Below are 13789 nucleotides of genomic sequence, written 5' to 3' on the forward strand. Positions count from 1 at the left end.
CTGGATGATTAGCGCATTTCTAAAGTTCTTCGAAAAAAAATGAAAAATTTATTGATTTTTTTGGCTTAAGCAAAACAGCTGATTATGAAGATAATATTTGTAAAAGCGATTGGTTTAAGACCAGTCTAGCCGATAACTTCTCTAATTTTTTTTCAAAATAATTTTGAAGTGAAATATAAGTGTGTATATTTGCATTCCCTTTCGGAAAGGGCGTTACGCCAGGAAGAAAAGGTAAGTTCTATGAAAAGATAAAAGTTTTAAAAAAACACGTTAATTGTAGGAAAAAAGAAGTTTTTTCGTATAATTGCACAAAATTTAAAGCCTCCTTAGCTCAGCTGGTAGAGCAACTGACTTGTAATCAGTAGGTCATTGGTTCGATTCCGATAGGAGGCTCTTTTTATTTTAAAGTGTTAACATTTTAAGATAAAGTTGGGGAGATACCAGAGCGGCCAAATGGGACAGACTGTAACTCTGTTGTCGTAAGACTTCGAAGGTTCGAATCCTTCTCTCCCCACTCTTTAAATGCGGTAATGACCAAATGTTTTAATGATAGAATAATTCTCTCATTCTTTCATTCAATCAATCACTAATTTTAAAAAAGCGGAAGTAGCTCAGTTGGTAGAGCGATAGCCTTCCAAGCTATAGGTCGCGAGTTCGAACCTCGTCTTCCGCTCTTAGATGTTCATTAGTAAGTTTGTCCATCGGTTCATGGTTAGCCAATTGAACAAATGACCCTTGAACTAGTGAGCTAATAAAAAAGCCGAAGTAGCTCAGCGGTAGAGCACTTCCTTGGTAAGGAAGAGGTCGTGGGTTCAAGTCCCATCTTTGGCTCAAAAGAAAAAGCTTTGTTAAGTCTGTTTTAGGTGCAGATGGACAAGGTTTTTTGCGTTACATTGTATCAAAACAATAAATAAAATTAATAAAAAAGTTAACCTACTAATTAGTTATAAATAAAATGGCAAAAGAAAAATTTGACCGCAGTAAACCGCACTTAAACATCGGTACAATCGGTCACGTCGATCACGGTAAAACAACTTTAACAGCGGCTATTACAAAAGTTTTGGCTGATGCTGGTTTAACTGAGGCACGTTCATTCGATTCAATTGACTCAGCTCCTGAGGAAAAAGAAAGAGGTATCACTATCAATACAGCTCACGTTGAGTATTCAACAGCTAACCGTCACTATGCACACGTTGACTGTCCAGGTCACGCGGATTACGTGAAAAACATGGTTACTGGTGCTGCTCAGATGGACGGTGCAATTATCGTTGTTGCTGCTACTGATGGTCCAATGCCACAAACTCGTGAGCACATCTTATTAGCTCGTCAGGTTGGTGTTCCTTCATTAGTTGTATTCATGAATAAAGTGGATATGGTTGATGATCCTGAATTATTAGAACTAGTAGAAATGGAAGTTCGTGAATTATTATCGTTCTACGAATTCCCAGGTGATGATATTCCAGTAATCCAAGGATCTGCTTTAGGTGGATTAAACGGAGATGCTAAATGGGTTGGTAAAATCATGGAGTTAATGGATGCTGTAGATAGCTACATTCCAATCCCTCCACGTTTAACTGATCTTCCATTCTTGATGCCAGTTGAGGACGTATTCTCAATCACTGGTCGTGGTACAGTAGCAACTGGCCGTATCGAGCGTGGTGTAATCAACTCTGGAGATCCAGTTGAAATCTTAGGTATGGGTGCTGAGAACTTAAAATCTACAGTAACTGGTGTTGAGATGTTCCGTAAAATCTTAGATTACGGTGAAGCTGGTGATAACGTAGGTTTATTATTACGTGGTATTGAGAAAACTGATATCCGTCGTGGTATGGTAATCTGTAAACCAGGTTCAGTAACTCCTCACACTGATTTCAAAGCTGAGATCTATGTATTATCAAAAGCTGAAGGTGGTCGTCACACTCCATTCTTCAACAAATATCGTCCTCAGTTCTATTTCCGTACTACAGACGTAACTGGTGAGATCTCACTAGCTGAAGGTACTGAAATGGTTATGCCAGGTGATAACGTTACCATCACTGTTAAGTTGATCAACGCTATCGCAATGGAAAAAGGTCTACGTTTCGCTATCCGTGAAGGTGGTAGAACAGTAGGTGCTGGTCAGGTAACTGAAATCTTAGCTTAATTTTAAGCTTAATAATATAAAAGGAGCTAGTTAAGGCTAGCTCTTTTTTAAACACACGGGAATAGTTCAATGGTAGAATAGAGGTCTCCAAAACCTTTGATCAGGGTTCGAATCCTTGTTCCCGTGCCAAAAGTAATGATTGAATTAGTGAATGTTTTAAAGTTTGAATGTGCTAACATTCTTTCTTCACTAGCTCAATCATTTAATCATTAAAATAAATATGGCTAAAGTAGTTCAATTTATAAAAGAATCATACGATGAAATGACCCAGAAGGTTACTTGGCCTACATGGGGTGAGCTTCAGAGTTCTGCGGTTCTTGTTTTAGTAGCTTCTTTAATCATTGCATTATTAATTTTTGCAATGGATAAAGGATCTATGTTTGTGTTAGATACTTTTTATAAATCACTTTCTAATTAATATTTCTGAATGAGCGATCTAAAGTGGTATGTTGTAAGAGCTGTTAGCGGTAAAGAGAAGAAAGTAAAACAGTATATAGATGCTGAGATTAGCCGTTTAGGTTTCTCTCATTTGGTACCTCAGGTATTAATCCCTATGGAAAAATACTACCAGATGAAAGATGGAAAGAAAATAGCCAAAGAACGTAACTTTTATCCTGGATATGTTTTAATTGAAGCCATTTTAGATGGGGAATTAGAGCACGTAATCAAAGGTATCAATAGTGTTATTGGTTTCTTAGGAGACAAAGCGGGCACGCCAATCCCAATGCGTCAGGCAGAAGTTAACCGTATTTTAGGTGTGGTTGATGAGATGAGTGAGCAAGGGGAGATGATGAACGTTCCTTACTATGTTGGAGAGAACATCAAAGTTATGGACGGGCCATTTAACGGATTTTCAGGTATTATCGAAGAGGTAAACGAAGAGAAGAAAAAGCTTAAAGTAATGGTTAAGATTTTCGGAAGAAAAACGCCGTTGGAGCTTAACTACATGCAAGTAGAAAAAGAGTAAAAAATATTTTTAAAAATATATAGGAGGACTGCAAGATTATTCATATCTTTGCAGTCCTTTTGGTTTTGTATAAAACCGTCTGGAAAATAAAATGTTACATGCTTCCAAATTTAACATTGAGTTTTAAATAAATTAAAAACAGAAAATGGCAAAAGAAGTCAGTGCAATGATCAAATTACAGATCAAGGGCGGAGCTGCAAATCCATCGCCACCAGTAGGGCCTGCATTAGGTGCTAAAGGTGTGAATATCATGGAGTTTTGCAAACAGTACAATGCTCGTACCCAAGATAAAGCAGGTAAAGTATTGCCGGTTGTAATTACTGTTTATGCTGATAAGTCATTCGATTTCATCATCAAAACCCCTCCTGTAGCAGTTCAGTTGAAAGACGCGACTAAATTACAGAGTGGTTCTGCTGAGCCTAACCGTAAAAAAGTTGGATCGGTGACCTGGGACCAAATTAAAGTTATTGCTGAAGATAAGATGCCTGATTTAAATGCATTCACTATCGAATCAGCAATGAGTATGGTTGCTGGTACAGCACGCAGTATGGGAATCACCGTTTCTGGTGACGCACCCTGGAACAATTAATTAAAAAACAGTTTACAACAGTGGCGAAATTAACTAAAAATCAAAAAAAGGCACATGCTAAAATAGAAGCTGGCAAAGCTTATACTTTGAAAGATGCTGCTGCTTTGGTGAAAGAAATCACTACTACTAAATTTGATGCATCAGTTGATATTGATGTAGCTTTAGGTGTAGATCCACGTAAAGCCAATCAAATGGTACGTGGTATTGCTACTTTACCACACGGTACAGGTAAAACTGTACGTGTTTTAGCTTTAGTAACTCCTGATAAGGAAGAGGAAGCAAAAGCAGCTGGCGCAGACTTCGTAGGTTTAGACGAATATGTGGCTAAAATTGAAGGTGGTTGGACCGATGTAGACATTATTATCACTACACCAGCTTGTATGGCAAAAGTAGGTAAATTGGGCCGTGTTTTAGGACCAAGGAACTTAATGCCAAACCCTAAATCTGGAACAGTAACTAACGAAGTTGGTAAAGCTGTAACAGATGTAAAAGGTGGAAAGATCGATTTTAAAGTAGACAAAACAGGTATCATTCACACCTCGATAGGAAAAGTATCATTCCCAGCAGATAAGATTTATGAAAATGCTTTAGAAGTAATTCAAGTGTTAGCTAAATTAAAACCATCTGCTGCAAAAGGAACTTATTTTAAAAGCATTCACGTGTCTTCTACAATGAGTCCTGGAATTGCAGTTGAAACCAAATCAGTAGCGGGGATTTAATCATGAACAGAGAAGAAAAAAACGAAGTAGTTTTAGAACTACAAGGACAAATGCAGGAGTATGGCAATTTCTATATTGCAGATACCTCTAGCCTTTCTGTTGAGAAGATCAATGAAATCCGTCGCAAATGTTTTGAAAGCGATATCGTAATGAAAGTTGCTAAAAACACTTTGATCCGTAAAGCGATCGAGAGTTTAGATGGCGATTCTTCAGAGATATTCGAAGCCTTAAAAGGTTCATCATCATTATTATTCTCAAAAACAGCTAATGCTCCGGCTAAGTTGATTAAATCTTTGAGAAAAACAAGTGATAAACCATTGCTAAAAGCAGCGTACATCGATTCATCAATTTATGTTGGCGATGATCAATTAAATTCATTAGTAAGCTTGAAATCAAGAGAAGAGCTTATCGGAGAAATTGTTGGTCTATTACAATCACCAGCTAAAAATGTTCTATCTGCGCTTCAATCAGGCGGTAGCAAAATTGCAGGAATTGTTAAAACTCTTCAAGAAAGAGAAGGTTAACGAACACCTTAAGTTCGCAAATTAAACAAAATTATTTTACGTAAATTTTTAAAATCTTAATAAAATGGCAGATTTAAAAGCGTTTGCTGAGCAATTAGTAAACTTAACAGTTAAAGAAGTTAATGAATTAGCTCAAATCTTAAAAGATGAGTATGGTATCGAGCCTGCAGCTGCTGCTGTAGCGATTGCTGGTCCTGCTGCTGGTGGTGATGCACCTGCTGCTGCTGCAGAAAAAACATCTTTTGATGTAATCTTAAAAGAAGCTGGTGGTCAGAAATTAGCAGTTGTAAAACTTGTTAAAGACTTAACTGGTTTAGGTTTGAAAGAAGCTAAAGACTTAGTAGATGGTGCACCTAAAGAATTAAAAGCTGGTGTTGCTAAAGACGAAGCAGAAGCGCTTAAAAAACAATTAGAAGAAGCTGGAGCAGTAGTTGAAATTAAGTAATCACTTAATTTAGCTTCGCTAAAAAAGTATCAGACACCGACTGAAAATGTCGGTGTCTTTACCTGTTTATAAACATCTCATTTTGTTTGGTTGATGAGGTGCTTTAACCAAAGCCAAACAAATAGTTTATTCTTAAACTAAAAAACTTTTAGTCCATTGGCAAAGAAAGTCGAACAAAGAGTAAATTTTGCAACTAGTAAGCACATTATAGATTATCCTGATTTTCTTGACGTGCAATTGCAATCATTCAGAGAATTTTTCCAGATAGATACCACATCAGACGATCGCTCTAGCGAAGGTTTGTTCAAAGTGTTTGCCGAAAACTTCCCAATCACTGATTCAAGAAACATCTTCGTACTGGAATTTCTTGATTATTTTGTGGATCCACCTCGTTATGATATACATGAGTGTATCGAACGTGGATTAACCTATAATGTTCCGTTAAAAGCAAAGCTCAAGCTTTCTTGTAATGACGAAGAACACGAGGATTTTGAAACCATAATCCAGGATGTTTACTTAGGTACCATCCCTTACATGACACCTAAAGGTACATTTGTAATCAACGGTGCTGAACGTGTTATCGTTTCGCAATTACACCGTTCTCCAGGAGTGTTCTTCGGCCAAAGCCGTCACACTAACGGAACCAAATTGTATTCTGCGCGTGTTATCCCTTTCAAAGGTTCATGGATTGAGTTTGCTACAGACGTTAACAACGTGATGTATGCTTACATCGATCGTAAGAAAAAGTTCCCGGTTACCACCTTATTACGTGCTATTGGTTACGATTCTGATAAAGACATCTTAGAATTATTTGATCTTGCCGATGAGGTTAAGGTTAGTAAATCTGGTTTGAAAAAATATATCGGACGTAAGCTTGCTGCAAGGGTATTAAGAAAATGGGTAGAGGATTTTGTAGATGAAGATACTGGTGAGGTAGTTTCTATCGATCGTAATGAAGTGATTCTTGAAAGAGAAACCATTTTAGAAGACGAACATATCGATATGGTAATCGAAGCAGGTGTTAAAACTATTATCTTATCTAAAGATGACGGTGCCAGCCAGGCCGATTATACCATTATTTATAATACATTACAAAAAGATACATCAAACTCTGAAAAAGAGGCTGTTGAAAACATCTATCGTGCTTTGCGTAACGCAGAACCACCTGATGAGGAAACTGCACGTGGTATCATTGATCGTTTATTCTTTTCAGATAAACGTTACGATTTAGGAGATGTTGGTCGTTACCGCATCAACCGTAAATTGAAAATGGATACACCGGATGATGTAAAGGTTTTAACAAAAGCAGATATTATTGCCATTGTTAAATACCTGATCAAATTGATCAACTCTAAAGAAGAGGTGGATGATATTGACCACTTATCAAACCGTCGTGTACGTACGGTAGGTGAGCAGTTATATGCACAATTCGGTGTTGGTTTAGCCCGTATGGCCAGAACCATCCGTGAGCGTATGAACATTCGCGATAACGAGGTTTTCACCCCAACTGATTTGATCAACGCTCGTACGTTATCATCAGTAATCAACTCTTTCTTTGGTACGAACCAGTTATCTCAGTTCATGGATCAAACGAATCCATTGGCAGAGATTACCCACAAGCGTCGTTTATCAGCTTTAGGTCCAGGTGGTCTATCTCGTGAACGTGCTGGTTTCGAGGTTCGTGACGTTCACTATACGCACTACGGTCGTTTGTGTACTATCGAAACTCCTGAGGGTCCAAACATCGGTTTGATTTCATCACTTTGTGTACACGCTAAAATCAATAACTTAGGTTTCATCGAAACACCTTACAAACGTGTGGAAGAGGGAAAAGTAGTGGTTGATTCTGACGTAATTTATCTTTCTGCTGAGGATGAAGATGGTAAAACTATCGCTCAGGCCAATGCAGAATATGATGACCAGGGTAATTTTATCACACCACGCGTTAAAGCACGTTATGAGGGTGACTTCCCGATTATTGAGCCTGAGAAATTAGACTTAATGGACGTTGCACCTAACCAGATTACTTCAATTGCTGCTTCGTTGATTCCGTTCTTAGAACATGATGATGCGAACAGGGCTTTGATGGGATCGAACATGCAACGCCAGGCCGTACCATTGTTACGTCCTGAAGCACCAATTGTTGGTACAGGTTTGGAAGGTCGCGTTGCCCGTGACTCAAGAACACTGATTAACGCTGAAGGTGATGGTGTTGTAGAATATGTTGATGCTAATGAAATTACCATTAAATATGAGCGTAACGAAGATGATCGTTTGGTATCATTTGAAGGTGATAGCAAAACTTATAGATTAATCAAATTCAAGAAAACCAACCAAAATACTTGTATTAACTTAAAACCAATCGTTAAGAAAGGTCAGAAAGTTACTAAAGGACAAGTTCTTTGTGAAGGTTATGCAACTGAAAACGGTGAGCTTGCACTTGGTAGAAACTTGAAAGTGGCATTCATGCCTTGGCAAGGTTTCAACTTTGAGGATGCGATCGTGATTAATGAGCGTATCGTTCGTGATGACGTATTCACCTCATTGCATATTGAAGAGTTTGAATTAGAAGTACGTGATACTAAACGTGGAGAAGAGGAATTAACACCAGATATTCCTAACGTTTCTGAAGAGGCAACTAAAGACCTTGATGAAAACGGTATTATCCGCATTGGTGCTGAAGTAAAAGAAGGTGATATTTTAATTGGTAAGATTACCCCGAAAGGTGAGTCTGATCCTTCACCGGAAGAAAAATTACTACGTGCAATCTTTGGTGATAAAGCAGGTGATGTTAAAGATGCGTCTTTGAAAACTCCTCCTTCAATCCAGGGTGTAGTAATTGACACTAAATTATTCAGCCGTGCTAAGAAAACTTCGAAAGCAGAAGAGAAATCAGCAATTGAGAAGTTGGATAAGGACTACAACAAAGCAACTGAAAAGTTAAAAAATGAATTAGTAGACAAATTATTCGCTATTGTAAACGGTAAAACATCTCAAGGTGTATTTAACATTTACAAAGAATTATTGGTACCTAAAGGTGCTAAGTTTACACAGAAAATTTTAGCTGAGCTTAATTATGAGCACATTAGCCCTAATAAATGGACTACTGATGATGATAAGAATGAGCTTATTAAGATGTTGCTTCACAACTATGGTATCCGTGTTAACGAAGAACTTGGAGCTTACAAACGTGATAAATTCGCGATTAGTGTAGGTGATGAGCTTCCATCGGGAATTGTACAGATGGCCAAAGTTTATGTTGCTAAAAAACGTAAGTTAAAAGTAGGTGATAAGATGGCAGGACGCCACGGTAACAAAGGTATCGTTGCACGTATTGTACGTGATGAAGATATGCCTTTCTTAGCTGATGGTAGCCCGGTTGATATTGTGTTGAACCCACTGGGTGTACCTTCACGTATGAACCTTGGTCAGATCTACGAAACTGTATTGGCTTGGGCCGGTAAAGAATTGGGTGTTAAATTTGCAACTCCAATCTTTGACGGTGCTAAACACCATGAAGTAGAAGAGTGGATCGCTAAAGCAGGTGTTCCGGCCTCAGGAAAAACTTACTTATATAATGGTTTAACAGGTGAGCGTTTCGATCAGACTACAACTGTAGGTATTATCTATATGTTGAAATTAGGACACATGGTTGATGATAAGATGCACGCCCGTTCAATCGGACCGTACTCATTAATTACACAACAACCATTGGGTGGTAAAGCTCAATTCGGGGGTCAGCGTTTTGGTGAGATGGAGGTTTGGGCATTAGAGGCATTTGGTGCTGCTAATATCCTTCAAGAAATCTTAACCGTTAAATCGGATGATGTTATTGGAAGGGCTAAAACCTACGAAGCCATTGTTAAAGGTGAAAATTTACCAACTCCAGGCGTACCAGAATCGTTCAACGTATTGGTACACGAGTTACGCGGCTTAGGTTTAGATATTACGTTAGACTAATTGAATGAAAGAATGAGTGAATGATTGAAAGATGGGTTAACTATCATTCAATCATTCAATCACTCAATCCTTCGATCATTAAAGAAAGAGATATGTCTTACAAAAAGGATAATAAATTAAAAAGCAATTTCACATCGATTACCATTAGCTTATCGTCTCCGGAAATTATTTTGGAGCGTTCTAGTGGTGAGGTGTTGAAACCAGAAACCATTAACTACCGTACTTACAAACCTGAACGTGATGGTTTGTTCTGTGAGCGTATTTTTGGTCCGGTAAAAGATTACGAATGTCATTGCGGTAAGTATAAACGTATCCGTTATAAAGGTATTGTTTGTGACCGTTGTGGTGTTGAAGTAACTGAAAAGAAAGTACGTAGAGAGCGTATGGGGCACATCAGTTTGGTGGTTCCTGTTGCGCACATCTGGTATTTCCGTTCTTTACCAAACAAAATCGGTTATTTATTAGGTTTACCTACTAAAAAATTAGATTTAATTATCTATTACGAGCGTTACGTAGTTATTCAGGCAGGTTTAATGGCTGAAGAGGGTATCAATTATATGGACTTCTTAACTGAAGAAGAATATTTAGATATCTTAGATAAATTACCTAAAGAAAATCAATATTTAGATGATAAAGATCCTAATAAATTCGTAGCCAAAATGGGTGCGGAAGCATTAGAAGACTTATTAAAACGTATTGATTTAGATACTTTATCTTACGATTTACGTCACCAGGCAGCTAACGAAACTTCTCAGCAACGTAAAAATGAGGCTTTAAAACGCCTTCAGGTTGTTGAAGCTTTCCGTGGCGCTAATACACGTATCGAGAATCGTCCTGAATGGATGATTGTTAAGATCGTTCCGGTTATTCCACCAGAATTACGTCCTTTAGTTCCATTAGAAGGTGGTCGTTTTGCTACTTCAGATTTAAATGATTTATACCGTCGTGTAATTATCCGTAACAACCGTTTAAAACGTTTGATCGAGATTAAAGCACCAGAGGTAATTTTACGTAACGAAAAACGTATGTTGCAGGAAGCTGTAGATTCGTTATTCGATAACTCACGTAAAGTTAATGCGGTAAAAACTGAAGGTAACCGTGCTTTGAAATCACTTTCAGATATTTTGAAAGGTAAACAAGGTCGTTTCCGTCAGAACTTATTAGGTAAACGTGTGGATTATTCAGCTCGTTCGGTAATTGTTGTAGGGCCTAGCCTTAAATTACACGAGTGTGGATTACCAAAAGATATGGCTGCTGAGCTGTATAAACCATTCATCATTCGTAAGATGATCGAAAGAGGTGTGGTAAAAACGGTAAAATCAGCCAAGAAAATTGTTGATAGAAAAGACCCATTAGTTTGGGATATCCTTGAAAATGTATTAAAAGGTCACCCGGTATTATTAAACCGTGCACCTACGTTACACCGTTTGGGTATCCAGGCTTTCCAACCTAAATTGGTTGAGGGTAAAGCAATCCAATTACACCCATTAGTGTGTACAGCATTCAACGCGGATTTTGACGGTGACCAGATGGCTGTCCACTTACCATTAGGTAATGCAGCAATTTTGGAAGCCCAAGTGTTGATGTTAGCTGCTCACAACATCTTAAACCCTGCTAACGGTACGCCAATTACAGTACCTTCTCAGGATATGGTTTTGGGTCTTTATTATATTACTAAAGGCCGTAGAACAGATGAAACCAGAGTAGTAAAAGGACAAGATGCGTCTTTCTATTCTCCAGAAGAAGTAATCATTGCTTACAACGAAAAACAATTAGACTTACACGCATTTATTAAAGTAAAAGTAAATGTTAAGCAAGCTGATGGTTCTATCGTTAATAAGTTAACAGAAACTACAGTTGGTAGAGTATTGTTTAACCAGATGGTTCCTGAAGAAGTTGGTTATATCAATGAGTTATTAACTAAGAAATCGTTGAGAGATATCATCGGTGAGGTAGTTAAGATGACGGGTATGGCACGTGCTTCAAGATTCTTAGATGATATCAAAGAATTAGGTTTCAAAATGGCATTCCAAGGAGGTTTATCGTTCAACTTACAAGACGTAAACATTCCTGTTGAGAAACATACTTTACTTGAGCAAGCTGCTGCTGAAGTTGAAGAGGTAAGAAACAACTATAACATGGGTTTCATTACCAACAACGAGCGTTACAACCAGATTATCGATATCTGGACACGTATCAACAACAGATTAACTACTTTCGTAATGAACCAGTTATCTAGCGATAACCAAGGTTTCAACTCTGTGTACATGATGCTTGATTCAGGTGCGCGTGGTTCGAAAGAGCAGATTCGTCAGTTATGCGGTATGCGTGGTTTGATGGCTAAGCCTCAGAAATCAGGTTCAGGTGGTGATATCATTGAAAACCCGATTTTATCAAACTTTAAAGAAGGTTTATCGGTATTAGAGTACTTTATCTCTACTCACGGTGCTCGTAAAGGTTTGGCGGATACGGCATTAAAAACGGCGGATGCGGGTTACTTAACTCGTCGTTTACATGATGTTGCTCAGGATATGATCGTTAATGATGTAGATTGTGGAACCTTAAGAGGTATGTACACTACAGCGTTAAAAGATAATGAGGATATTGTAGAACCATTATATGATAGAATTTTAGGTCGTACTTCATTACACGATGTTTATAATCCTTTGGATAACACATTGCTGGTAGGTGCGGGTGAAGATATTAACGAAGAGGTAGCTAAAGCAATTGATGAATCTCCGTTAGATGGTATCGAAATTCGTTCGGTATTAACTTGTGAAGCGAAACGTGGTGTTTGTGCATTGTGCTACGGACGTAACTTAGCTTCTGGTAAACGCGTTCAAAGAGGTGAGGCTGTTGGTGTAATTGCTGCACAGTCAATCGGTGAGCCGGGTACACAGTTAACACTTCGTACTTTCCACGTGGGTGGTACTGCATCTAACATTGCTGCAGAATCAAACATCGTTGCGAAATTTGATGGTGTTATCGAATTTGAAAATATCCGTACAGTAGATACAGAAACTGAAGATGGTAAAGTACAAGTTGTATTAGGCCGTTCAGGTGAGTTCAGAATTGTTGAGCCGGGTTCAGGTCGTGTTATTGTAACTAATAACATCCCTTATGGAGCATTCTTATTTGTTAAAGAAGGAGATAAAGTTACCAAAGGTGATAAAATCTGTTCGTGGGATCCATACAACGCGGTTATCATTTCAGAGTTCGCCGGTAAAGCAGAATTTGATGCAATCATTGAAGGTGTAACTTTCCGTGAAGAGTCAGATGAGCAAACTGGTCACCGTGAAAAAGTAATTATCGATACCCGTGATAAAACGAAAAACCCTTCGGTTAAAATCGTTGATAAAAAAGGTGAATTCGTTAAAGGTTATAACATTCCGGTAGGTGCTCACGTTTCAGTTGATGAAGGTGAAACTATCCAAACTGGTCAAATCATTGCGAAAATCCCTCGTGCAACAGGAAAAACCCGAGATATTACAGGTGGTTTGCCTCGTGTAACTGAGTTATTTGAGGCGCGTAACCCTTCAAACCCAGCTGTTGTAACTGAGATTGATGGTGTAGTAACTTTAGGTGGTGTTAAACGTGGTAACCGTGAGATTACTATTGAATCTAAAGATGGTGAAGTTAAAAAATACCTTGTTCCATTGTCTAAACACATCCTTGTACAGGATAATGACTTTGTGAAAGCGGGTATGCCATTATCAGATGGTTCGATCTCTCCGGCAGATATCTTAGCAATTAAAGGTCCTGCAGCGGTTCAAGAATATCTTGTTAACGGTATCCAGGAGGTTTATCGTTTACAAGGTGTAAAAATCAACGATAAACACTTTGAAGTAATCGTTCACCAGATGATGCAAAAAGTTCATATCGAAGATCCGGGAGATACCATTTTCTTAGAAAATAATGCTGTAGATCGTTGGGATTTTGCAGAAGAGAACGATGAAATCTATGACAAGAAAGTTGTTGTAGACGCCGGAGACTCAACTGAATTCAAGCCAGGTCAAATTGTTTCTCTACGTAGATTAAGAGATGAAAATTCTCAATTGAAACGTAAAGATTTAAAACAAATTGAGGTGCGTGATGCAAGACCAGCAACAGCTAGTTCTATTCTACAAGGTATTACACGTGCATCATTAGGTACTAAATCGTTCATTTCTGCGGCTTCGTTCCAGGAAACCACGAAAGTATTAAATGAGGCTGCAATTGCAGGTAAACGCGATAATATGTTAGGCTTGAAAGAAAATGTGATCGTTGGTCACTTAATCCCTTCAGGTACTGGTGTACGTGGTTACGAACGTATCATTGTAGGTTCACAAGAAGAGTACGATAAATTATTAGCTTCTAAACAAGAAGAAGTAGAAGCATAATAGCTTATCTGTTCCAATATTTAAGCCCTTCAGAATTCATTTTCTGAAGGGCTTTTTTTATGA

The 13789-nt window shown here is 38.2% G+C and carries 9 protein-coding genes and 5 tRNA genes; all 14 read left to right on the forward strand.

The window, feature by feature from the left end:
- Positions 1–320: 320 nt before the first annotated feature.
- The 14 genes from ACQY77_RS18835 to rpoC all read left to right on the forward strand — a co-directional run bounded on the left by ACQY77_RS18835 (position 321) and on the right by rpoC (position 13726).
- A tRNA-Thr gene (locus ACQY77_RS18835) sits at positions 321–393 on the forward strand.
- 38 nt (positions 394–431) lie between these two features.
- Positions 432–514 (forward strand) — tRNA-Tyr (locus ACQY77_RS18840).
- Positions 515–600: 86 nt separating this feature from the next.
- Positions 601–673 (forward strand) — tRNA-Gly (locus ACQY77_RS18845).
- Between the two features lie 86 nt (positions 674–759).
- Positions 760–831, forward strand: a tRNA-Thr gene (locus ACQY77_RS18850).
- Between the two features lie 124 nt (positions 832–955).
- Complete coding sequence (tuf, locus tag ACQY77_RS18855) at positions 956–2143, forward strand: elongation factor Tu (RefSeq protein WP_010601091.1); 1188 nt, start codon at positions 956–958, stop codon at positions 2141–2143.
- Positions 2144–2198: 55 nt separating this feature from the next.
- Positions 2199–2272 (forward strand) — tRNA-Trp (locus tag ACQY77_RS18860).
- 91 nt (positions 2273–2363) lie between these two features.
- Complete coding sequence (gene secE / locus ACQY77_RS18865; RefSeq protein ID WP_090884125.1) at positions 2364–2561, forward strand: preprotein translocase subunit SecE; 198 nt, start codon at positions 2364–2366, stop codon at positions 2559–2561.
- Between the two features lie 9 nt (positions 2562–2570).
- Positions 2571–3110 (forward strand): transcription termination/antitermination protein NusG, encoded by a 540-nt coding sequence (gene nusG, locus ACQY77_RS18870; protein ID WP_090884123.1) that lies wholly within the window; start codon positions 2571–2573, stop codon positions 3108–3110.
- A 145-nt stretch (positions 3111–3255) separates the two neighbouring features.
- On the forward strand, positions 3256–3699 hold the full coding sequence (rplK, locus tag ACQY77_RS18875; protein ID WP_090884121.1) for a 50S ribosomal protein L11: 444 nt from the start codon (positions 3256–3258) through the stop codon (positions 3697–3699).
- Between the two features lie 20 nt (positions 3700–3719).
- Entirely contained in the window at positions 3720–4418 is a 699-nt protein-coding gene (gene rplA, locus ACQY77_RS18880; RefSeq protein ID WP_421940764.1) for a 50S ribosomal protein L1, read from the forward strand.
- Between the two features lie 2 nt (positions 4419–4420).
- A complete protein-coding gene (gene rplJ, locus ACQY77_RS18885; RefSeq protein WP_421940763.1) occupies positions 4421–4942 on the forward strand; it encodes a 50S ribosomal protein L10 in 522 nt (173 codons plus the stop codon).
- 64 nt (positions 4943–5006) lie between these two features.
- A complete protein-coding gene (gene rplL / locus ACQY77_RS18890) occupies positions 5007–5387 on the forward strand; it encodes a 50S ribosomal protein L7/L12 (protein ID WP_421940762.1) in 381 nt (126 codons plus the stop codon).
- Positions 5388–5543: 156 nt separating this feature from the next.
- Positions 5544–9347 (forward strand): DNA-directed RNA polymerase subunit beta, encoded by a 3804-nt coding sequence (gene rpoB / locus ACQY77_RS18895; protein ID WP_421940761.1) that lies wholly within the window; start codon positions 5544–5546, stop codon positions 9345–9347.
- Positions 9348–9439: 92 nt separating this feature from the next.
- Entirely contained in the window at positions 9440–13726 is a 4287-nt protein-coding gene (gene rpoC / locus ACQY77_RS18900; RefSeq protein WP_421942414.1) for a DNA-directed RNA polymerase subunit beta', read from the forward strand.
- Positions 13727–13789: the final 63 nt, after the last annotated feature.

The organism is Pedobacter sp., from assembly GCF_965279535.1.
Taxonomy (GTDB): Bacteria; Bacteroidota; Bacteroidia; order Sphingobacteriales; family Sphingobacteriaceae; genus Pedobacter.